Raw genomic sequence first — 22,725 nt, forward strand, 5'->3', positions numbered from 1 at the left:
GCGATTGTTATTTAATATTATTGTTATTTAATATTTACGAATAAGTCCAGTAAGCTTGCCTTGTATCTCTACACGCTCGGATTTGTATGTACGTACTTCATAGTGAGGATTCGCAGCTTCTAATGCAATAGAGGCTCCTTTGCGTCGATAACGTTTTAATGTTGCCTCTTTTTTATCAATAAACGCGACAATAATTTCACCTGATATTGCTGTATTTTGGCGTTTCACAATGATCGTATCTTTATCAAGGATACCAGCCTCCACCATAGAATTATCTTTAACTTCTAGTGCATAGTGCTCACCTGTATTAACCATATCGTGTGGAAGAGAAAGTGTGCTTGTTTGTTGCAGTATAGCAGAAGCAGGAACGCTCGCAGAAATGCGTCCCATAATGGGAATGGTGGTATTTTTTTTTTCTTCTACTTCAAAATTACTCAAGTTTTTTGATATTTCTCTTTTATTTTTTTCTATCATACTGGGAGAAATCTTACGTGCTAAAGAAAGGTTAAATGTTATTTTCTCAGGGAGTCGAATCACCTCCATTGCACGCGCACGATTGGGCAAACGACGTATAAAACCTCTTTGTTCTAAAGCTATAATAAGCTTATGAATACCAGACTTTGAAGAAAGTTCTAATGCATTTTTCATTTCTTCAAAAGAAGGAGAAACTCCTGTTTCTTTTATATGATTGTGAATAAACAAGAGTAACTCATATTGTTTACATGTCAGCATTCAATGTTCCAATCAAAATAATAAAAAGGAATAAAGTAAAAATACGTGTATACATAATAATTATGCAAGTTTTTTTCGCTAAATTAAAATTATTTGCTTTATTTTTGATCTTATAAGTGAAGTTAATATTACATCATATATAAAAATATTTTATAGCTCTGAAATAAACTGAATTATTCGACACTAAAGTTTATGATCAGTGGTATCTTTTTCTTTTAAAAATATATATACGTATCTTGTAATTTCTGATATAAAAAGTGAATTAGAAAATATTATTGTCAATAATAGAACTGATCACTCAAGGTGTATCGAGAATCATTTTGCATTATTATGTCTGCTTTATTTTATAGAATAAATTGGCTTTCATTATATAGCCATTGTGCATGAATAAAAGTCATCCCTCTAGAATGCTATTGTCGCTCATTGGTACATTTGTTTAAAAAAGTATCTCTCAATGTGCTTGCTTTCATCAAGACTTTGTGATGAATAATATAAAATCTATTGGATTGCCGCATTTTTATATCAAACGTGCTAACACTATCATATTATTTTGCTATCCTCTTAATGTTTCGATAATTTTTAGTTATTGAAAGAAGGCATAAGTATCATTTTCATTTCTTTTTTTATATAGTTTTATTCCCTCACTTTTATTGGTCGAGCAAATGATTTTGATTGTTTCAATATAAAGGGATTTGAAATGATAAAATCTCCAAGGTATTCAGATCCCTTATTCAATACATAAAACGATCAATTATTATAGATCAATATTTTGTATTATAAAACTGTATTCATATTTGAAAATTGGAAAAGAAAATGTAACGATATAAAAATGATATACGATCTACAGCGAGAAGCACTTTTGCTTTACTCATTATGCTCAACACCTCATATGTATGAGGGAGAAGCTTGCGGATTTCTCATAATTTTAGCATTTTGAATCCATGAAATGTTTTTATAGTTAGATTCCCCCTTTATTGAGACTTCAAAAAGAAGATAAAGGGGAGCTATATAATGATGGGAAAAGAGAAAATTATTGATAACTAGAGAAAATAATAATATTTTTTTCAAAAGGTGTTGACCAAATGAAAAGTCAACCGTATGTTCCTTTCACTTTCCGCAAACTAGATAGCTTGTGTGGGAGCGCGTAGCTCAGCTGGTAGAGCAACTGACTTTTAATCAGTAGGTCCAGGGTTCGAATCCCTGCGCGCTCACCAAATTCAAATAAAATCAATAGTTATACAAAAGTTCAGAGATTTCGATTCCTTTAATTCTATTGAGTTCTTTTTGATTACTTTTGGACATTTTTGGAGTTCTTTGATTAATTCTACTGCTGATTATTTTTTATCGGCTGTCTTGGTATAAAGTGATGCCATGCTATCTTTTATCAACCCAAAAGTGCTTTAAGCTTGTGATCCGGCTATACCTGCGTTAGCGCAGCAGGCATGACCGTTAATTTTAGCAATAACACGGACTGATTTTTAAAGTTATCATGTTACATGATTCATAAAATAAATTGTTCAAATCACCATACTTATTCACAGTTTATATTATGGGATGATTTTTTCAATAAGATATTGATTTATTTATTTTTTACTTTTTTTACATCTACAATAGTGCATTTATTTCTTATGAAAATTACAAAAAGGTTAACAATGCGTTAATTTTTTGATAGAGAAAAAATTCAAAGATAGTATATGCGCGAGGAAAATCATTTAAAAATGTGAATTTTCCTATCACATATAGAAGGCGTGACATGGTTTTACAGTAGTACTTAAAAGGATAAGTGGACTGAACAGATGCTTTTAAATAGCAAAAAAAAATTTACTTCTATCATTAAACCGACACTTCAATTATTCTCTATGATGGTCATTTCTCAGTTATTGGCGTCTTGTTGTGCAGGCCAAACTGCACTCCTTTCGATAAGGGATTCTTATCATAATAAACCTGTTGACGTAAATACTTCTGTTCTGCCTAAACAAGTATCAAATAAGAAAAATCAATCGGAAGAAAAAAAACGTGAGCGTGCCATTGTTGGTAAGCCTTACCAAATAAAGGGGAAGTGGTATTATCCTCAAAATGATCCAACTTATAAACGTGTTGGTGAGGCATCATGGTATGGTTCAGACTTTCATGGACGATTAACAGCTAATGGTGAAATTTATGACATGAATCTTTTGACTGCCGCTCATCCTACAATGCCTTTACCTAGCTATGCTCGTGTTACTAATTTGAGAAATGGATCTTCAATCGTTGTTAGAGTGAATGATCGCGGACCTTTTATGAAAGACAGAATCATTGATTTATCAAGGCAAGCTGCGACAATACTTGGTTATGTCGATAAGGGAGTAGCAGATGTTAAGGTGGAATATATCGCTGAAGCACCCATTGGCTATTATGATGGTGCATATTTAATGGCCTCTTATACTCCAGGAAACGCCGTGTCATATTCATTAGCGTCGGAGAATGTTTCGAAAAAAAGAGAAACTGTTTTGTTAAAAGAGCAGCGCAATATAGGGAACAAAAAAGAATTAGCTAAAGCAGCTGCTGTTGAACAGGAACAACGTAATAAAACTGTTGCAGTTAAATTGCCGGAAATTGGTCCTATCATGGTTGATAAGCCGATGCCATTCGATCAAGTTGCTTCTATAAATAAGCTAAACAAAAAAACAAAGGTCAATTGGCTACAACTGTTTTAAGAAAAAATGCGTTGATTTTTTATCAATATAATTTTCTAGTAAAAAAGATAAGAACTTACGGATTTAGTGTAGGGGTTTCATCTTAAGGCGCGTTGTCCTTTTCAAAAAGCGTGGTTGGGTGCTATTATTATAAATTCAGTACGGGCCTTTCCACTCCATTGCTAGTATTTTCGTCGTTTTATGATATTGCTTGCTTAATAAAGCGTGTACTTTTCTTGCTGTAATAGCTTTTGCTAGATGAAGGTAGATTATTGTGTCAGTCTGTTTGTGTAATCTCTAAAACAACTGTACAATCGATTTGAGAAGAATAAAAAGCTTAACAAGTAAAAAAATATTTTCTTTTGATTCGGCCTTGCATCTTTCTAAAGTATCTACGGTAATATCCTATGAAAAGATTATGCATTATCTCATGCTTTTGTTTATCATGTTCTTTAATGGAGTAAGTTCCCTCACGAAAAACAGAGCGTCTCAAACAAAATACACTTACATTGCCAATTCATGGACTTATTTAAAAGAGATATATTTCAACACGCTACAAGCCTATTTTACGACAGCGCCTGTGAATGGCATAACTGTAACGCCTTTAGATATCACCATCTTCACACTTATGAAGATATAAACCGACAACGTCATAGACTTTGCAAGCCCCAATGTTTTGTGCGATAATTCTTAACACTTGAGAGGTTGATAAGAAGTATTTTACTCTCTTTTTTAATAATTTTTATCCATATACGAACCCTGCTTATGACGCGTAAGTAAGTGATTTTATTGAATTTAATATGAGAGGAGGGGATGAGAGAATCTTACAGTATTTTGAATCAAATCCACGTTAAAAGATTATAATTTATCATAACAAATCAAAATACTATCAATAAAAATAGGAAAAAATATTTTGTCTCTCATACTTTAAAATTAAACTGAACCTACATGGAAGATAAAAAGCGTGTCATATTATTTTTTTCTAAAGCTAAATGAAAATAAAATCTTTTTGTGAGTTGTAAATAATTCCTCAATTTGCAGCAATCAAAAAGTTTTTTCCTATATAGTAAATTCTTTATGCTGATTTTTAGATGGGAGGAGCGGCTATGTATACAGTATTAAGGATCTTATTAATATTATGGGGAGTATTGGCATTTGATACATGGGGGAGAGCGCAAGATTTTCAAACTCCCGCATCCCAATTGTTATTACTCGATGATGATACAGAGACAGTACTCTATGAAAAACAAAGTGCTATTCCTTTTTTCCCTGCTTCATTAGTAAAATTGATGACAGCAGAAGTTGTATTTCATCAATTAAAAAAAGGATTATTAAAAAGTACGCAGAAATTTAAGGTCAGTGAAAATGCTTGGCGCAAGGGTGGAGCACCTTCTGGTACAACCACTATGTTTGCAAAGATAAAAACAGAAATCAGTGTTTATGATCTGTTGCGTGGTTTAATTATTGTCAATGGAAATGATGCTGCTATTATTCTTGCTGAAGGCATATCAGGAGATGAAGCTCATTTCGCAAAGTTGATGAATCAGCGCGCTAAAATGATTGGATTATCTCAGAGTCATTTTGTTAATGCAACAGGGCTTCCCGAAGAGGGACAATTTGTAACAGTGCGTGATATGATTATATTAGCACGTTACATTACTCAGGAATATCCAGATTATTATGCACTTTATCGTGAACCTCATTTTACGTGGAATAATATTTTTCAACGTAACAAAAACCCTCTTATTTCTAAGGAAATTGGTATAGAAGGATTTGGTTTTGGCTACAGTAAAAAAGAAGGTTTTTCAATGGTTGCCACCATTTCTAAAAATCATCAACGTCTTTTTTTAGCAATCAATGGTTTGCAAGATAGAAAAAAATATACAAAAGAAATAGAACGCATTCTTCAATGGGGAATGACGGCATTTGATCTCAAAACGATTTTCACAAGAGAAGAAACGGTTGGTCGTGCTCCTGTTTATGGTGGTAAGCAAAATTTTGTTCCACTCATTGTTAAAACACCAATAAGTTTTATGCTTTCGAATGAAAAAAAAGTAAATGTTAAAGCAAAAATTAAATATCATGGTCCATTGAAAGCCCCCATCGTTTCTGGGCAATCAGTTGGCGTTATTCAAATTTTAGAAGATAAAAAGGTTCTTCTGGAAAAACCAGTTTTTGCCGGAATGAATGTTCAGGAAGGAAGTTTCTTTGCAAAAGTAAAAAATGCATTCTATGAAATCACAATTGGATGGTTACGGAAATATTTATAGTTACGCGCTAATAAGGTTAAGGTCATACGTGTCAGGTTATTTTATTACATTCGAAGGAGGGGAGGGAGTAGGAAAAACAGTACAGATTTCTTTGCTTGCTGAGTATCTCTCTCACAAAGGTTATGATGTTGTTACAACACGAGAACCAGGAGGAACGGCAGGAGCAGAAGCAATCCGACATATTTTATTGTCAGGGAAGATACAACAATATGGACCATTGATTGAAGCTGTTTTGTTTACAGCGGCACGTGTCGACCATGTTACTGAGGTTATCGCACCTTCTTTGCAAAAAGGTAAAATCGTTTTATGTGACCGCTTTATTGATTCTACACGCGTTTATCAAGGCCTCAATGATACCGTCAGTTCTTCTCTTCTTTCTGTTTTAGAGTGTATTGCGCTCAATGGTATTTTGCCTCATTTAACATTTTTATTAGATATGCCAGCAGTGTGTGGTATGAAGCGTGCAAATTTGCGAAGAAAAAAAACAGCAGAAATTGATTATTTTGAAAAAGATCAGTTGGAAATTCAAGAACAAAGGCGTCAGGCTTTTCTTCAATTGGCCAAACGGGAACCCCATAGATTTCGAGTCATTGATGCCACTGGCTCAGTGGAAGCCATTGCTCATCAAATAAAAAATATTTGTCATCAGGTATTGTTGGAGCAGCTTTCATGAGTAATGTAAATACCTTACGCCAATATGATGATATTGATACAATTTTATCACCATCCCAGAACAATGTTCTCTTTGGTCATGAGGATGTTCGTCATTTTTTGACACAAATGCTTAAAGAAGAGCGTTTGCATCATGCATTATTATTTGAAGGAGAATATGGGATTGGAAAGGCTACATTAGCCTTTCATCTTGCTTGGAATATTTTAAGTTTTCAACAGAGTTCTTTCCTGAAACCCGATCCTTATTCTACCCCATGGCGCCAAATTACACAAGGAAGTCACCCTGGTCTTTTGTATATTTCACGTCGATTTGATGTGAAAACGCAAAAGTTTAAAACAGGAATACTCGTTGATGATATCCGTGATATTATGCATTTTTTAAGTCGAACATCGCAAGATAATGGATGGCGTATTATTATTATTGATTCTGCAGATGATATGAATAGAAATGCAGCAAATGCAATTCTCAAAATACTTGAAGAACCACCTACAAAAACGTTATTTGTTATTATCGCACATTCTTCAGGAAAATTGCTTCCAACAATCCATTCACGGTGTCAAAAAATTTCTTTTCGTCCGTTGAATAACGATGAAATGAAAAAAGTTATTATACATATTTTCGCCGATCAGGATTTACCTGATGAAAAAACAATTGAAATGATTATTAAAAAATCTAAAGGAAGCCCTCGAAAAGCCGCTTTACTTATTTGCCATGGCGGTCTTGAAATTATTAAAACAATTGATGCTCTCCTAGAGAAACCTGTTTGTAACGCAACGATTGTACATACTCTTGCACAAACATTTTCATCTGTTTCTTCTACATTCCAATTTCAACAATTTTGTGATGAAATTCTTAATAAAATTCAAAAAAAAGCTATCATGCTCGTTGAAAAGGGAGACTTATTTCTCTCAAAAAAATATGCGGGAAAATGGCAGGAGATTCATCAAGAAATAGAGGAAATACAACTGTTTAATCTCGATAAAAAGCAGTTTGTTATTAACTTACTTTTTAAAGTTCATAAGATCATTCATGAGAATTAGTTTTTCCGTGACAATGCGATGAACAAACGCTATGTCATAATATCTTCTATTTATAGCGTTTTACAACGAGTATGACATGCGTGACACATATTACATAACAACTCCCATTTTTTATCCTAATGGTGCTCCACATATTGGACATGCTTATAGTGCCATTGCAAGCGATGTTTTAGCCCGCTTTCAACGGTTAAACGGGAAAAATGTATTTTTTCTTTCTGGTACAGATGAGCATGGTCTCAAGATGCAACAAACCGCAGCTGCATTAGGCATGACACCTCAGCAACTTGCAGATCGTAATAGTGCGGTATTTCAAAAAATGCTTGCAGTATTAAATTGTTCTAATGATGATTTTATCCGTACGACAGAAGAACGCCATTATCAAGCGTGTCAAGAAATTTGGAAAAAGATGGAAGCAAATGGTGATATTTATCTCGGCCGTTATACGGGGTGGTATTCGATTCGCCAAGAAGCCTATTATGAAGAGAAAGATACGGAAGTTGGACAAGACAATATCCGTCGCGAGAAGGAATTAGGCTCTCCAGTTGAATGGAATGAAGAAGAAAGTTATTTTTTTAGGCTTTCTCGTTATGAAAAGGCTCTTCTTGAATATTATGAAAAACATCCTGATTTTATTGCTCCACTTGAGCGGCGAAATGAAATTATAAGTTTTATCAAATCGGGTTTAAAAGATATCTCTATTTCACGCACAAGTTTTAATTGGGGCGTTGCTGTTCCTGATAATCCAAAGCACGTAATGTATGTTTGGGTTGATGCACTTACAAATTATCTATCAGCAATTGGTTTTTTCAATGAAAATTCAACAAAACGTGATTTTTGGCCTGCAAATACGCATATTATTGGTAAGGATATTATTCGTTTCCATGCAGTCTATTGGCCAGCATTTTTAATGTCTGCTGGAATTGATTTGCCTAAGAATATTTTTGCACATGGTTTTTTACTTAATCGTGGTGCAAAAATGTCAAAATCTATTGGAAATGTCGTTGATCCTTTTGAAATGGTTGATCATTACGGTCTTGATCAGGTCCGTTATTTTCTTCTCCGTGAAGTGCCATTTGGACAAGATGGTAGTTATAGCCATGAGAGTTTAGTGAACCGTATTAATGCTGATCTTGCTAATGATCTTGGTAATTTGGCACAGCGCTCTTTATCTATGATTGCCAAAAATTGTAATGCACAAGTCCCAAAACCAACTTCATTCTTAGTTCAAGATAAACAGCTTTTAGAACAATCTCTTCAGGTGCTGGAAACTGTACATCAAGCAATGTCTTCTCATAGTATGCATTTAGCCCTTTCAGCTATTTTTTCAATTGTAGCAGATGCCAATCGCTATTTTGCCAACGAACAACCTTGGAGTTTACGTAAAAATGATCGAGATCGGTTTTCTACAGTTCTTTATATAACTGTAGAAATCTTGCGGCGAATAGGAATAATGCTTTTGCCTTTCATACCTCAATCAGCAGCAAAACTTCTTGATAGCCTTGCGATTGCTGAAGATGATCGGTTGTTGTATCATATAAGCCATGCGAAAATTCAAGAAGGACTTGATCTTCCACCACCAGAACCAATTTTTCCTCGTTATATCTTGAAGAAAGAAGATACTCATCATGTTGATTGATACACATTGTCATCTTGATTTTGAAGATTTTTCACAAGATTTGGATAATGTTATCCAACGGGCTTTAGATGCTAACGTTAAACGTATGATAACAATTTCAACCCATGTTCATAAGTTAGATAAGCTGTTAGCTATTGCGCAAAGCTATGATCAAGTCTTTTGTTCCGTTGGAACACACCCCAATCATGCGCATGAAGAACAAAATATTACAGCGGAAGAGCTTATACAGCTCTCGAATCATCCTAAAATTGTTGCGTTTGGGGAAGGGGGGCTTGATTATCATTATGATTACTCTACACCAGAAGAACAAAAGAAAGTTTTTCAAGAACATATCATCGCTTCTAGAGAAACACAGATTCCTCTTGTTATCCATTCACGCAATGCCGATATCGATATGGAAAAAATATTGCGCAAACAGATAAAAGAAGGAGCTTTTCCCTTTATCCTTCACTGTTATTCATCTGGAATGCAACTTGCTCGTGCTGGAATTGAGCTTGGTGGTTATATTTCTTTTTCAGGTATTCTTACTTTTAAAAACGCTCTTGAAATCCGTGAAATAGCAAAAATTGTGCCCCATGAACATTTGTTGGTGGAAACAGATGCACCATTTTTAGCACCCACCCCTCATCGGGGGAAAACAAATGAACCATCTTTTGTATGCTATACAGCAGCTGTTTTAGCTGAAACAATTGGCTTAAGCATTGAAGAAACAGCTCAAATAACAACCCGTAATGCTTTTCGTTTATTTAGCAAAATGAAATAAGGCAAAAGCTATGTGTGATCAATACCGATTTACAATATTAGGGTGTGGTCCTTCTCCAGGAGTGCCAAGACCTAATGGTGATTGGGGAATATGTGATCCGAATAATCCTAAAAATAAACGCTACAGAAGTTCTTTATTAGTTGAACGCATTAAACCATCAGGGAAAAAAACAACAATCGTTATTGATACGGGGCCGGATTTTCGCTCACAAATGATTGAAGCGCATGTGGACCATCTTGATGCTGCTCTTTACACACATTCTCATGCAGATCATATCCACGGTATTGATGATTTACGCAGCTATGCACTTGCACAAAAATGTTTAATAGATATCTATGCTGACAGATTTACACTAGAACATCTCAAAAATGCTTTCGGATATTGTTTTCAAACACCAAAAGATTCATCTTATTCTCCTATTTTAAAAGAGCATCTTATCAATGAAGATAGCCAATTTATTATTCAAGGGGAGGGTGGAGCAATAAGCGTTAATACGCATTTACAACACCATGGAAATATTCATTCTTTAGGTTTCCGTATCGGAAATGTTGCCTATTGTACAGATGTTAGTGAGTTTCCTGAAAAAACATTATCAAAATTAATGGGTTTGGATGTTCTCATCATTGAAGCCCTTCAATTTAAATCTCACCCAAGTCATTTTTCTGTTGATCAAGCATTACAATGGATAAAATATTTAAAGCCAAAACAAGCAATACTCACACATATGGATAGATCGCTGGATTATAATGCAGTCGTAAATTACGTTCCATCCTCTGTAAAACCTGCGTATCAGGGCCTTACTTTCGAAACAACTGCATAAGTTTATTCATACAATATTTTACGTTAAATAAAATTTTTTGAAGATTATCCTTTATTTTGTTTTATTTTTGACATAAATGTCACTTTTTTATGTTTAAAATGAGGTTTTTATGTATAAGAATTTTAAGCGGGGTGTATGTATTGCCGTTTTAGCAGTTTCCTTAACAGCATGTGGGGGGCGTTTAGAAAAAAATATTGCAACGACAACATTACATGATGGATCAATGAGTTGCACCGATATTCAACGGGAGTTTTTTGCTAATAAACGACAGATTAATGATACAATTAGAGAGCGTTCTACAGCAAGAAATAAAAATGTAGCTTTAGCAGCGGCAGGTGTTGTATTTTTACCTGCTCTGTTTTTTATGGATCCTAAATCCAGTGAAAGCAATGAAATTTCGGCTTTAAATAATCGTAATGCTGTTTTAAGTGATCTTGCACGTATGAAACGTTGTAAAATAGTACAGTAATTTTTCTTATTTATTATATGTAATTTTATTATCACTATTTTTGGTCTTTAAGGAATATACTTTAAAGACCAAATTTTATTTTAAAAGTAAATTGTATGATATAAATATAAAGTAGGGATTGCTTTACCAAATTATCGCATAATATATATTATGGAACTTTTATAGAAAGGATACAAGGGTATGCCATCAGCACTTTAAGGAATGTTAGCAATATTAACCATGGGACTCCCTACCCAATATACTCGTGTTTGACAATTGAATTGAGATGCATAGCCTTTACTAAAAAAACTGATAACCTTTCAAGATTGAAAATCTGTCCGGTTATTCTTTCTTGAAAATTTCAATCATTATAGTTTTTTATTTTTTACTCTTTTTAAAAAAATCATCATAATTTGTAGTATTATAAAAGTTAAAAATAATATTCCATGAAATAATGGTACAAATGGCTGATAAATAAAATCAGAACAATATATTGCTATTGTTTCAATCAATGTTGCAATACACCATAAAATAATTCCCCATGGTGAATACATCCAAAGTCCAATTAAGGCAATAGGATAGAGAATCGCCAATATAGCTGAGACAAATTGCCACTGCCAAGGCATAAGGTCAAAACGCCATAAAATACCTGGAAAGACACCCACAAGGCGTATCCAATAAAAAATACCTAGGACTAAGCAAATAAGTGCCAAAAACCGTAAGTAACAGTTATAAATTAAATTGATTTTTGAAACCCGTTTGTGAGGATTATTTTTCACAATAATAACTCTTGTTCAACAGGTTGAAAGTAATAATCTATCATTTCATCTGTTACATTTGAGAGTTTATCTGGCTGCCATTGAGGTCTTTTATCCTTATCAATTAACATAGCACGTATACCTTCATGAAAATTATGTGAATTAATCATATGATGTGCAATGCGGTTTTCAATTTTCATACAATCTTCCAACGTTTGAAGTGAATTTTGTTTCATTTGTTTCCAGATAACTTTTAAACTTATTGGAGAACGTAACTGCAAAATATCATAACATTCTTTAGCAAACAAAATACCTTCTTCACTTTTTTTATGAAGCAACTCAAGACATTCTTCTAAGCTATAGGCACTAAAACAAGTATCAATAATACAACGTATTTCGTAACTCGTTTCATAGTCTTTTGTAACGGATCGCTCGTTTAAAGCTAAAAGAGGATCTCCTTGTTCGATAATAGCTTTTCTAACCCTATCGAATTCAATTTCAGGAACAGCATGTGTTGCTAATCCTAAATTTAAGCAATCTCCCCACTTTATGCATGCGCCAGTTAATGCAAGATAGATGCCAAAATGATTAGGCAAAGATGGTAAGAAAAAACTTGCACCCACATCTGGAAAAAATCCAATCGCACCTTCTGGCATAGCAAAAACTGTATTTTCTGTAACAATTCGATGTGAACCATATAGAGAAATACCTACCCCTCCTCCCATCCAAATACCGTTTACAAAAGAGATATAGGGTTTTGAAAAACGTTTGATATAAGCATTCAAACTATATTCATCCCTAAAGTATTGATAAGCAAAGGGACTTTTTCCCATATTATAGATTTCTACAACATCTCCACCAGCACAAAAAGCACGCCCCTCCCCTTCAATTAAGACACAAGAAACATTATCATCTGTTTCCCATGTTCTGAGAGCTTTTCTTAAAGCTGAAACCATTCGTTGATTAAGAGCGTTTAATGCTGAAGGACGCGTGAGCTTTATAATACCAGCACATCCTTCTTTCGTAAAAGAAATATCATCACCTGCTCCAAAGTCAATTTGCATCTCACATCCTTCTTAAAACAACTATTTCATTGTTTTTTTATATTTTCCCCCCCAAGTTGAGGAAATATTTGCATGATTGCACCAATACAATATATATAAATTCCTGTTACCGAAATTCCTATTTTAACCCAATAGGGAGCCTCTAGTTGATAAAAGAAGGCAGAAACACCAAAAACACACCATAAGAGAAAAATGGGAAAATTAACTCTACGTAAACGAAGGACTCTTACTGGATGAATAAAATAAATTGGCAAAAAAGATATAATCGCCGATAAAACAATAATGATAAAAGTAATCCACTCTCCTGGCCTGACGACAAAAAGCGTAAAAATCATCATATTCCAAACAACAGGAAATCCTTTAAAAAAGTTTTCTTTGGTTTTCATACTAGTATCTGCATAATAAATAGCAGATGAAATAACAATAATTGCACTCAATGAAAATGATAACCCTACCCCCATGAAACCACTTTGATAGAGTGCAAAGGCAGGAATTAAGACATAAGTCACGTAATCAATAATATTATCTAACAGCTCTCCAGACCATGTTGGAAGAACGTATTTAACATCAAGTTTGCGTGCAATTGGTCCATCTATACCATCAACCAGAAGGGCAAGCCCAAGCCAACAGAACATAGCTGTCCATTCTTTTTGAGAGGCTGATATAAGAGAAAGAAACGCTAAAAATGATCCCGAAGCTGTTAGTAAATGAACGGAAAAGGCCTTTGCTTGTGGCATTGTTACTTTTTTATGGCGTAATAATTTAGCATTTGTTTTGATTTTCTTTGTTAGTTTACGTTTCAAGGTTTTCTTATCCTCGTTTTTAAAGTCTTCAATCATCTATCAATACGCCATTTTTTACCGATGATATAACTCAACATTTTAAAAAATCATAAAAAGGTTACTTTTTTATATCGCATTATTTATTACATACTATAATAATAGAAGAGCTTCATATAATAAAAAGAGAGTGATCATTTGGAAATGTTAAAATATTTTCTCAATGGAGAAAGGTTCAAACAGTTGTGATCTTTGAAAAAAACGAGCATAAAGATATTGCTGTTATTGGTGCAGGTCCTGTCGGAATGTTAGCTGCGCTGAGTCTTGCACATGAGGGGCTTTCTGTTTTTCTTGTTGGGCCCCCTGCCCATACAGATGAGTTACGGACAACCGCTCTTATGATGCCAGCAATCCGCACACTTCAAAAACTCAATATTTGGAATAGTCTTCAAAAACATGCGGCAGCTTTATCGCGCATGAGAATTATAGATATAACTTCTAGGATTGTGCGTGCTCCTACGGTGCATTTTTTTTCTGCTGAAATTGATGAAAAAGCCTTTGGTTATAACATACCTAATGTAGAATTAAACAGTGCTTTAACCGATGCTGTTACCCATATGCCCAATATTACAAGATTTATTTCTGCTGCTAAATCTTTTCATCACACAAAAAGCCATGTATGTATTACTCTTTCTGATGGTAGAGTCATTCAAGCACCACTTGTTATAGCTGCTGATGGACGTCACTCTCTCACACGTGCTGCAGCAGGGATAAATATCAAACAGTGGAACTACCCACAAAAAGCACTTGTTCTCAACTTTTCCCATGAGTTTTCTCATCAAAATACATCAACTGAATTTCATACAGAACATGGTCCATTTACACAAGTTCCGCTACCAGGGCGAAGATCCAGTCTTGTATGGGTTGTCCATCCTTCTCGTGCTGAAGAATTATTGAATATAAAATCAAAAGCAATTGCAAAAATAATCGAAAATCAAATGCAATCAATGCTTGGAACGCTAACCTTAGAAACATCAATTCAGTCCTGGCCTCTTTCAGGACTTCTTGCTCATCATTTTGCTGCTAATCGAACGATTTTAGTGGGTGAAGCTGCTCATGTTTTCCCCCCTATTGGAGCACAGGGATTGAATTTAGGATTCCGTGATGTTCAAACTTTAATTGATATTTTACCCAATGAAATATCTAATTCTAACCCTGAAATGATTGTTGCACGTTATAACAAATGCCGCAAACCAGATATATTAATCCGAAGTGGAGCTGTTCATACACTGAACTCTGCTTTACTTTCTCATATGTTTCCTGTTCATATCGTACGAAGTGTTGGGCTTGGTCTATTACATAATTGCTCCCCATTACGTAATTTATTTATGCGCGAAGGAATGTATCCAGGTTACGGATTCAAGGAAATTATGCAAATATTTCCAACAAAATCGCCTAAACAGCTCTATTGAAAAATAATGGATAATAACGTAAAATGAATGCTATTTTGTGTCTAACTTACTAATGCAAACTAACTAAATAGAAATAAATGCATAATATATAAATAACCCAATAAATAATTATTTTTAATAATGCGTTTTGAAAATAAATTTATTCAGTAAAAAAACAATATTCTACTATACATTTTGGGGTATCAATTCTTTAGAAGGGTAATTATGCATAACAAAAATAAATTGTTTAATTCTTTAAAAGTTAATATCATTTAGAGTATCTTTACAGCTTTTGTAAAAAATTCATACGAGAGTGTTCATTTTATTAATTTATGCACTTGTTTAAAGCAAAATCTGACACCTAAAGCCGTTTCGCAATGACACCCCTGTAATGATGATATAAAAGGAAAGCTGTTAAACATTATCATTTTTACACTTATCAAGGAACACGCTGGCACAGCATTATATTATTATGTGGCCATCCTCTACTATTTTTCCCCTTATATTTGAGAGCCTTTCTAAGAATCACTTTATATTTATTCCTTTATAGCTTTTTACTCATACGCAAGCCTCTTTTATGATTTTCATTCTTCAGAATAAAAACAGATTTGAATGAGAGAATTATACGATATTCGTGACGCTTATTTAACATACAAAACAATGAATTATCATTATAAATCTATGTGTTATCAATGAGCAATAATAAGCAATATAATCTCTCTATGGTTTAATATTGCGTTTTGGAGCATATCTATTACTGATGTGATAAATATCATTTATTTTCAAGTTGTTATTAAACATTTAAATTTCAGTGCTATTTTATTTTTTATACTGTTTTTGTTTTTTCTAATAAAATAATAAATTATATTAAATCTATAAATAATATTTATTTTAATTTATGTAATAACATATATTATTAGTATAATATTCTTATATATCATCTTTTTAAATAATATTAATAATATTTATTTCAATATTATAAATTATTAATAATAAAAATAAATAATAAAAAATATTTTTATTTAATCAATAAATTTTTATAACTTTTTGTTATTAAGTATAATATTAAAAATAAAACCATCTTGGGAACCTGTTAGCAATACAAAGGTTAATAAAGTGTTGTTTCAACAGCAGGTGACAAGATGAAACTAAATAACTTTTTAAAATTAAGTGTTTTTATTATGATGATTGTATCTGTCTCGTTGATAGTCACGACTTCAATCAGTGACGTTTTTCACCTTCCTTATTGTCAAACCTTTACCTATACCTCTACTCAAAATATCACTAAAATAGGTCAGAATTCATTTACTGCCTCACAAATTAAAAACTGTCTTATGCAAAATGGTTTTGAGAATATTAAACGATTACGTTTAGATGACAAAGGTATCTGGCGAGCTTTAATAAAATTTAAAAACTCTCATTTTCTCGTATCCATTGATTATTCAGGAACCGTTACCATTCAAAATGAAAGAAAAAAATATGATTGATTTTAAAACTTACAGCTCTGTTTCTTTTCATAATTATAAGACAAATTTTTTCAAAAATTGCTGGCATTCCATTAAAGAATTTGCTTTCATCGGGGTATTAAATGGTAGCCTATCAGGAGCAATCGCAGCAGCTCTTGCAGCTTATGGTTATATTGCTCTTCCAGGATTTGGTCCAGTTATTGCAATGGGTATAGGGGTAGCACTTTCTGCTGGAATGATAATAGGAGCGCTGATAGGATTAGGAATGGGGGGGAGTGTCGGTATATGCTGTATTTTATGGGAGAGTTATATGAACCATAATAGTCCTTTCTCTTATAAATTTCACAATGAATAGAAAAGTTCTCATTTTTGATGAAAAGATCATCATATTATAAATGAAATAATAGCTAACTTATTAAAATTCCTTATTTAATTTCTTATTATATCTCAAAAAGTAGATTTTTTTAAAGCATCTCTTGAAGAAATGTAAGTGAGATATAATTATCCACCTATAAAAGCTACATTATTTATAAATAAATTTTATAAATAAAAAAATGAGATATATGTTTAGAAATATACTTTAATTTATTTACTATTTCTAAAAAGTAATATTTATTTATGAAGTATTTTTCTAAAAAATCAATTTTAGTAAATTATAAATATATCCAATTAAGCATAATATTGAATTAATAATTTTTTATAGCTAAAATTATTTAAATTAAATATAAAGGTATTTTATGAGAAAAATATTATTATCATTATTCGTTTTTATGGCATTTTTAATTCATAAAAACTCTGCGTTAGCAATATCGACACAAGTAAATATTTATAAACTAGAAGCTAATAATTCTAAAAAGGCTATTGGTAGCATTAAAATTGAAGAAAATACATACGGTTTAATTTTCATACCCAATTTATCTACTTTACCAGAAGGGATGCATGGTTTTCATGTACATGTAAACCCTTCATGTGATACAAAAGATGGCATAATAGGTGGAAGCGCGGGTGGACATTATGATCCAGAGCATACTGGGAAACACTTAGGACCCTATAATATCAATGGTCATCTTGGTGATTTACCGGCACTTTATGTTGATAAGCAAGGAAATGCCGTAATGAGCGTTCTTGCTCCACGATTAAAAACAATCTCTGAAGTTAAAGGGCGCTCATTAATAATTCATTTAGGAGCTGATAATCAATCAGATAAACCATTACCGCTTGGCGGAGGGGGTGCACGTTTGGCGTGCGGTATTATTGAAAAATAAATAGAATATTATGTTACACACACTCTCTTGAGCATAAGAGATGATAGAAATTTATTTTTTAAATCCATTTCAAGAAATGAAGTAAACTATGTGAATATTTTATAAAATTGATATTTCTTTTTAAATGTTTAATACAGAGAACAAAGAACTTAATAATAATCAGAACGAACAGCAATCGAAACTGAGGGAATAGTAGAATAAATGCTTTGTAAAAAAACTTCAATATGAGGAAGCAATATTTTTAATGCTTGATGTAAACAGAAGCAACAAAGTCTAATTTCACTCTCTACAATACAAATGTGTAATGAATTATAATCATTGAGTTTAAGGTATTTAATGGGATCACGCCCTCATACAAAATAGAATACTCAAAAAACTTTCACTTGCCCCCTCCTTACCTCCCCTCTCGTGAGAGGCACAAAAAACAACCTTGATTGATTAACACCAATATAAGATAGTTTAAAATGATTGAATGCTACGATATTCAAACTTCTCATTAAGTAAAAAATACCAATTATCATTATAAATCAATATAATCAATCAAATAAAATAGTTAGAGTAATTTTTTGTCACTCTGAACAAAAGAGCTTTTAAACAATAAAACCTTTTTTAAAATACCCCTCATGGATCCATATGATCCCAATCCAATGGACGCATTTCGCCAGTTTGATAAAATTGACGAATGAGTTTAATATAATCAAGAAAGTCTTTATTTTCTACCACTAATCTATTAGCAGTATCCCAATCAATATCACTACGTTCCTTCGCTGGAATTATGATCTCACTCTCGGAAGAATTTTCTTTATCAAGTCTTATAAATCCAATTCCATGCAAACTTGAAAGCATCCGAAGCTCTTTTAATGTATCAATACCTTCAATTTCACTAGCAACTAAATAGCTCAAATTAGCCCATGAAGAATTGCTAACTGTTTGAAAAAATGCTTTCCGTAAATTTGAACGATTAATGAGAATTTTAACTTCAAAAGACCAAAGCTTTGTCTTTTTATCAAAATATTGCAAAACACAGTCTTTGATTTCGCGATTCCATTCCCTGCTTAAACCTTGCATCCCTACGAGATCTGGATAAAGCCATTTATTGCCGCCCACACCATGTTTATTACGAGAACATTTCTCATTAATGCGTTTGCTGTAAACAGCAAGTTCTGTCCATAAAAATTTAGATAATAACGGATAAAGATCATGCTCTTTAACAGAGCCATCTTCTGGCCTATAATCTACATTGTCCTCTGCTGCATCAATTTCAGCGCTATCTGTTTGTTTAGTAAAATAATACTGCCGCAGTCATCCTTCAGTGGTTTTAATTTCTGGATAACGCTTTTGTAATTGAGAGCGCAGAGACCCTATTTCAGCAACAATTTGCTGAATAAGAGCTGCATCACTATGAAGGGGAGAGATTATTGCCGTTGAACGCTTTTGTTTTTGGCGGCATTTTTCTGGATAATTCTCAAATATCCATTGAGCAATTTCTCGAGCTGTAAATTTTTTTGTCGGGTTTTTCTTTAAAAAATTAAAAACAGTGTTTGTTAAATTCAAAGTCATATGTAAAGTAGCCTACTTTTATCTTCTGGATATTCCATTATATTCAGATATTTCAAAAGAGAACACAACAAACTGTCTATTTTTTTTGAAAAAAGCTGTCTATAAAATTAAAATATTTTTTCTGAATTTGTGGCTACAAATTCAAGGTTTTGTTTCATATAAAGAAAGTAAGCTTCTATTTTTATCAAAAATCATAAATGGGCTGAAAATCCCCATAAAAAAGCATAATATTGTATAATTTCCCTATAAATTTTTCCTTTTACTTTAAGTTAGTTAGAAAAAAATAATAATTTCATGATTTAAGAATTAGCTCATATTCTTAAATTAATGGTGCAACAGGGAACAAAATTAAAAATAATATTCAAACATTTGATTATTTCTCGCATCGACCAGTTAAAAAACTTATGTTTTTTTTAAAGCAAAAAGTTATGTGCTCTCAAGTATAGATTCTGAAATGGTAAATTCTGCACACAAACCTTCAAAACTACTATTTGCTTTAATAGCATCATGGGGAATAAGAACATAATACCATTTTTTACCACCGTAAGTAGCTGCATAATGCGTTGCATGACAACACCATTGAACTGCAGCTTGTTTCTTTTTTAAAACAATAGCGTTTTGTATTTCAGAAGCTTTTTTAGGTTCACAAAGATATTTGGCATCCTTCGTTTCTACCACAAAATCTGGTTCATAGGCTGATCCTTTATCATATTCTATCTTGAAAAAACCTCGAGCGGGTTTCATCCATTTCAATACTTTTGCATCGTCTTCTAATATTTGAGCAAATCGTAATTCCCCTTCTACTGAGTCAAACTTTTGCAAAGGATAACAACATTTCCTAAAGCCGCTGAATATAAGTTTCTTAATGTCTCTTTTAATGGCAGGAATATTACGAAAATCAATAGGAGATGTTCCTTGCGGCAAAACATAATGGATAGGTGTTAAAGTTGTAAAACCTCGTGTAACTTTAATCTCATAATCTTTTTGTGTTTCCCATTGATGTTCTCTTAATTGCGCAACAATAAAAGTATTAATCTTATGCTGATAGTGAATTAATACGTTCTCAACAGCTATATCATTGGGTAAATAAGATTGGAAATGCTCTACCATCTGACAAGCCAATTTTCGTAATAATGGCGTATGGCTATCATAATCGATAAAATCATTATCAATAAAACCACGAATGATGTAATTTTCAAGATGAGGTTCTTTAATATATTTATCTTTAGAAGTGAGAAAAATGCTTTTATGGGTACGCAATTCTCGAATTAAAAGTTTTTTACTAACAGGTTGCAAATTTAAACTTTCTAGATTCTCCAAATCAAAATCAGAAAAACCATAAGTAACCTCACGCGAAGGAATGAGTACAATATTAGGAATATCTATGATCAGTTCTGGTAATTGTTTTGTCAGAATTGTAACCACTTTTGACACAAGAGACTTTTGTGCTAGCGGTATAATACTCATAATTTTATTATTCATTTTTTCTTGTATCGGTGCAGAACAAAGCATTTGAGAACTTGGTAAATTATCATTTTCTTTAATAATATCCCATGCGATAGCAGCAATTTCTTGTTCTTCAGAGGTTAATGTGGGTGAATCCGTATTACGTAACATGATACCGTGTAAATCAGATGTTCCATTTATATCGGAATGACGTGTTACTATCGTTTTTATAAATAAAGCTTCTGCTTGACTTGGAACTGTCACTATATCCGATTTTTCAGAGGATATATCACCCCCTGTTCCAATCTCAATATGCTTTTTTATAATTGAATTCGGATCGTTCGCACGATCAATAATATCTTGAAAACGATCATGCGCAATGATTGTTAAACGATCAATAGATTCTATGCCTGTTTTATGCCCATAAGGCAAACGCAATCCACGCCCAATTGTTTGTTCTGTTAAAATTTCTGAAGCCGATGCACGCAACGGTACGATAGTATAAAGATTGCTAACATCCCATCCCTCCTTTAATTTATTAACGTGAATAACAATTTCTGTTGGCTCATGAGGATTCTCAATCACAATGAGTTTTTCAATATTTTGATCTTCCTCTATATTTGACTGTTTTGTATGAATCTCTATAACTTTTCCCTTATAAGCTCTTGCAAAAAAATCATCTGATTCCAATAAATCACGCAATTTCTGTGCATGATTTGTATCTTGAGCGACAACTAAAATAAAAGGCTTAACAAATTTTTTGTTATAATCTTTGGCATAGGCAATTAAATCTGCTTTCACGTTTTCATGGGCATGAATTGCATCTTGTAATTTAATATGTTCTAATTGTTCAGATGTATAATTTTGAGGATGAAAGTCTTTACGTGTAGCAACAGCAGGCTCTTTTACAAAACCATCTCTCATAGCCTCTGCAAGTGAATAACTGTAAACAACATTTTTAAAATCTACAGGTTTTGCACCTATTGTTTTCGGTGTCGCTGTAAGTTCTATTCCTAAAACAGGTTTTAACTCATTAATTGCTGCTGCACCAGCAGACGCTCGATAACGATGTGCTTCATCCATTAACAAAACTAAATCAGGAAGATTTACGAGATAATCAAAATAACTTTCACCAATCGTTTCTTGTAAGCGTTTAATTCGCGGAATACTAGATTTTAGTGCGCTTTTTTTATTATCCGTTGTATTAATTTTAGAAATATTAAAAATATTGATAAAGGCCGTATCCCGATTTTCAAACAAACGTTTTTGTCCGTAATAGTGGTGTTCATCAGCGCGAATACCTTTACCACTTTCATAATCTTCACCTGTAATAATAATGGGTCTATTTGCAATGAATTCACTTATTCCACTGAAAACATACTTCGGACTTTGAGGACTAAAATCCTGTTTTAATTTTTCATAAATAATCAAGTTTGGCGCTAAAACAAAAAAATGTCGGCTACGACCTGTTAAATAAAGATAGCTAATAAAAGCTCCCATAAGTCGCGTTTTTCCAACTCCCGTTGCTAAGGCAAAACAAAAAGAGGGAAAGCTTCGTTCAAAATCTTGTACAGAAGGATAGAGACTTTTTATTATTTCTAATTTCGAAACTAAATCAGCATTTTTAGAAAGCTCTATATTTTCTAAAATTTTCACCAAAATATTTAATGATTCACGTTGAGGATCACGCAACGATAAGCGAGCTGAAATCCTTTTTTCAACACTGTTCATAAAAAACTCCGCTTTTTATATATTATTCAAATAGATCTAATTCTTGTTGCGCAATATCTTTATCTTTGTCGCTTTCTTTTACCACAATCATTGGTTCAAGATTGGCTACATTTAAACTATAATCATCCCTTCCCCATTCGCATTTTTC

Annotated in this window: 19 protein-coding genes and 1 tRNA gene; 13 read left to right on the plus strand and 7 right to left on the minus strand. The window is 32.9% G+C overall.

The genetic code is table 11. The annotated features are described in order from the left end of the window. Positions 1-27 precede the first annotated feature (27 nt). The gene (lexA, locus tag ACFIMW_RS04540; RefSeq protein ID WP_375606879.1) at positions 28-732 is read right to left on the minus strand and encodes a transcriptional repressor LexA; all 705 of its coding nucleotides are present in this window, start codon (positions 730-732) and stop codon (positions 28-30) included. Positions 733-1,870: 1,138 nt separating this feature from the next. Here lexA and ACFIMW_RS04545 point away from each other — a divergent pair. The 9 genes from ACFIMW_RS04545 (at position 1,871) to ACFIMW_RS04585 (ending at position 11,078) form a co-directional block, all read left to right on the plus strand. Next, a tRNA-Lys gene (locus tag ACFIMW_RS04545) sits at positions 1,871-1,946 on the plus strand. A 582-nt stretch (positions 1,947-2,528) separates the two neighbouring features. Continuing rightward, positions 2,529-3,428, plus strand: a complete 900-nt coding sequence (locus ACFIMW_RS04550; RefSeq protein ID WP_375608355.1) for a septal ring lytic transglycosylase RlpA family protein — start codon at positions 2,529-2,531, stop codon at positions 3,426-3,428. Positions 3,429-4,513: 1,085 nt separating this feature from the next. Continuing rightward, positions 4,514-5,677: a D-alanyl-D-alanine carboxypeptidase family protein gene (locus tag ACFIMW_RS04555; protein WP_375606877.1), complete on the plus strand. Its 1,164-nt coding sequence runs from the start codon at positions 4,514-4,516 to the stop codon at positions 5,675-5,677. 28 nt (positions 5,678-5,705) lie between these two features. Further along, the gene (gene tmk, locus ACFIMW_RS04560) at positions 5,706-6,350 is read left to right on the plus strand and encodes a dTMP kinase (protein WP_375608356.1); all 645 of its coding nucleotides are present in this window, start codon (positions 5,706-5,708) and stop codon (positions 6,348-6,350) included. Continuing rightward, positions 6,347-7,390, plus strand: a complete 1,044-nt coding sequence (locus ACFIMW_RS04565) for a DNA polymerase III subunit delta' (RefSeq protein ID WP_375608357.1) — start codon at positions 6,347-6,349, stop codon at positions 7,388-7,390. The genes tmk and ACFIMW_RS04565 overlap by 4 nt, the downstream gene beginning before the upstream one ends. 76 nt (positions 7,391-7,466) lie before the next feature. Beyond that, complete coding sequence (gene metG, locus ACFIMW_RS04570) at positions 7,467-9,026, plus strand: methionine--tRNA ligase (protein ID WP_375608358.1); 1,560 nt, start codon at positions 7,467-7,469, stop codon at positions 9,024-9,026. Further along, entirely contained in the window at positions 9,016-9,789 is a 774-nt protein-coding gene (locus ACFIMW_RS04575) for a TatD family hydrolase (RefSeq protein WP_375606873.1), read from the plus strand. The genes metG and ACFIMW_RS04575 overlap by 11 nt, the downstream gene beginning before the upstream one ends. Before the next feature lie 10 nt (positions 9,790-9,799). Next, entirely contained in the window at positions 9,800-10,609 is an 810-nt protein-coding gene (locus ACFIMW_RS04580) for an MBL fold metallo-hydrolase (RefSeq protein WP_375606872.1), read from the plus strand. Between the two features lie 109 nt (positions 10,610-10,718). Then, entirely contained in the window at positions 10,719-11,078 is a 360-nt protein-coding gene (locus ACFIMW_RS04585; RefSeq protein ID WP_375606871.1) for a hypothetical protein, read from the plus strand. Positions 11,079-11,425: 347 nt separating this feature from the next. On the opposite strand, the gene ACFIMW_RS04590 is transcribed toward ACFIMW_RS04585, so the two are convergent. From ACFIMW_RS04590 to pcsA, 3 genes are read right to left on the minus strand one after another with little or no spacing between them, the layout of a single operon-like run. Next, positions 11,426-11,836, minus strand: a complete 411-nt coding sequence (locus tag ACFIMW_RS04590) for a DUF6163 family protein (RefSeq protein WP_375608359.1) — start codon at positions 11,834-11,836, stop codon at positions 11,426-11,428. Continuing rightward, positions 11,833-12,879, minus strand: coding sequence for an enoyl-CoA hydratase/isomerase family protein (locus ACFIMW_RS04595; protein ID WP_375608360.1), 1,047 nt, complete (start codon positions 12,877-12,879; stop codon positions 11,833-11,835). The genes ACFIMW_RS04590 and ACFIMW_RS04595 overlap by 4 nt, the downstream gene beginning before the upstream one ends. 26 nt (positions 12,880-12,905) lie before the next feature. Then, a complete protein-coding gene (pcsA, locus tag ACFIMW_RS04600; protein ID WP_375608361.1) occupies positions 12,906-13,718 on the minus strand; it encodes a phosphatidylcholine synthase in 813 nt (270 codons plus the stop codon). A gap of 185 nt (positions 13,719-13,903) precedes the next feature. On the opposite strand from pcsA, the gene ACFIMW_RS04605 reads away from it, so the two are divergent. From ACFIMW_RS04605 to sodC, 4 genes are all read left to right on the plus strand, one after another. Then, on the plus strand, positions 13,904-15,130 hold the full coding sequence (locus ACFIMW_RS04605; RefSeq protein WP_375608362.1) for a UbiH/UbiF family hydroxylase: 1,227 nt from the start codon (positions 13,904-13,906) through the stop codon (positions 15,128-15,130). A 1,121-nt stretch (positions 15,131-16,251) separates the two neighbouring features. Further along, on the plus strand, positions 16,252-16,596 hold the full coding sequence (locus ACFIMW_RS04610; RefSeq protein ID WP_375608363.1) for a hypothetical protein: 345 nt from the start codon (positions 16,252-16,254) through the stop codon (positions 16,594-16,596). After that, positions 16,574-16,930, plus strand: coding sequence for a hypothetical protein (locus ACFIMW_RS04615; RefSeq protein WP_375608364.1), 357 nt, complete (start codon positions 16,574-16,576; stop codon positions 16,928-16,930). Before ACFIMW_RS04610 ends, ACFIMW_RS04615 begins: the two co-directional genes overlap by 23 nt. A gap of 382 nt (positions 16,931-17,312) precedes the next feature. Continuing rightward, complete coding sequence (gene sodC, locus ACFIMW_RS04620) at positions 17,313-17,840, plus strand: superoxide dismutase [Cu-Zn] SodC (RefSeq protein WP_375608365.1); 528 nt, start codon at positions 17,313-17,315, stop codon at positions 17,838-17,840. Between the two features lie 621 nt (positions 17,841-18,461). Here the strand turns inward: sodC and ACFIMW_RS04625 are convergent. The 3 genes from ACFIMW_RS04625 to ACFIMW_RS04635 all read right to left on the minus strand — a co-directional run bounded on the left by ACFIMW_RS04625 (position 18,462) and on the right by ACFIMW_RS04635 (position 22,577). Then, positions 18,462-18,947, minus strand: coding sequence for a hypothetical protein (locus ACFIMW_RS04625; RefSeq protein WP_375608366.1), 486 nt, complete (start codon positions 18,945-18,947; stop codon positions 18,462-18,464). A gap of 195 nt (positions 18,948-19,142) precedes the next feature. After that, on the minus strand, positions 19,143-19,400 hold the full coding sequence (locus tag ACFIMW_RS04630) for a hypothetical protein (protein ID WP_375608367.1): 258 nt from the start codon (positions 19,398-19,400) through the stop codon (positions 19,143-19,145). A gap of 426 nt (positions 19,401-19,826) precedes the next feature. After that, positions 19,827-22,577: a DEAD/DEAH box helicase gene (locus ACFIMW_RS04635; RefSeq protein ID WP_375608368.1), complete on the minus strand. Its 2,751-nt coding sequence runs from the start codon at positions 22,575-22,577 to the stop codon at positions 19,827-19,829. Between the last annotated feature and the right edge of the window lie 148 nt (positions 22,578-22,725).

The sequence above is a fragment of the Bartonella sp. AC329YNZD genome (genome assembly GCF_042196685.1).
In the GTDB taxonomy this organism is placed as follows: Bacteria; Pseudomonadota; Alphaproteobacteria; order Rhizobiales; family Rhizobiaceae; genus Bartonella.

What these genes read in the sequence shown, in the direction of transcription:
- lexA (WP_375606879.1), bottom strand. Translation starts at nt 732, where the DNA reads ATGCTGACATGTAAACAATATGAGTTACTCTTGTTTATTCACAATCAT.
- ACFIMW_RS04550 (WP_375608355.1), top strand. Translation starts at nt 2,529, where the DNA reads ATGCTTTTAAATAGCAAAAAAAAATTTACTTCTATCATTAAACCGACA.
- ACFIMW_RS04555 (WP_375606877.1), top strand. Translation starts at nt 4,514, where the DNA reads ATGTATACAGTATTAAGGATCTTATTAATATTATGGGGAGTATTGGCA.
- ACFIMW_RS04565 (WP_375608357.1), top strand. Translation starts at nt 6,347, where the DNA reads ATGAGTAATGTAAATACCTTACGCCAATATGATGATATTGATACAATT.
- metG (WP_375608358.1), top strand. Translation starts at nt 7,467, where the DNA reads ATGCGTGACACATATTACATAACAACTCCCATTTTTTATCCTAATGGT.
- ACFIMW_RS04575 (WP_375606873.1), top strand. Translation starts at nt 9,016, where the DNA reads ATGTTGATTGATACACATTGTCATCTTGATTTTGAAGATTTTTCACAA.
- ACFIMW_RS04580 (WP_375606872.1), top strand. Translation starts at nt 9,800, where the DNA reads ATGTGTGATCAATACCGATTTACAATATTAGGGTGTGGTCCTTCTCCA.
- ACFIMW_RS04585 (WP_375606871.1), top strand. Translation starts at nt 10,719, where the DNA reads ATGTATAAGAATTTTAAGCGGGGTGTATGTATTGCCGTTTTAGCAGTT.
- ACFIMW_RS04595 (WP_375608360.1), bottom strand. Translation starts at nt 12,879, where the DNA reads ATGCAAATTGACTTTGGAGCAGGTGATGATATTTCTTTTACGAAAGAA.
- pcsA (WP_375608361.1), bottom strand. Translation starts at nt 13,718, where the DNA reads ATGATTGAAGACTTTAAAAACGAGGATAAGAAAACCTTGAAACGTAAA.
- ACFIMW_RS04610 (WP_375608363.1), top strand. Translation starts at nt 16,252, where the DNA reads ATGAAACTAAATAACTTTTTAAAATTAAGTGTTTTTATTATGATGATT.
- ACFIMW_RS04615 (WP_375608364.1), top strand. Translation starts at nt 16,574, where the DNA reads ATGAAAGAAAAAAATATGATTGATTTTAAAACTTACAGCTCTGTTTCT.
- sodC (WP_375608365.1), top strand. Translation starts at nt 17,313, where the DNA reads ATGAGAAAAATATTATTATCATTATTCGTTTTTATGGCATTTTTAATT.
- ACFIMW_RS04630 (WP_375608367.1), bottom strand. Translation starts at nt 19,400, where the DNA reads ATGACTTTGAATTTAACAAACACTGTTTTTAATTTTTTAAAGAAAAAC.
- ACFIMW_RS04635 (WP_375608368.1), bottom strand. Translation starts at nt 22,577, where the DNA reads ATGAACAGTGTTGAAAAAAGGATTTCAGCTCGCTTATCGTTGCGTGAT.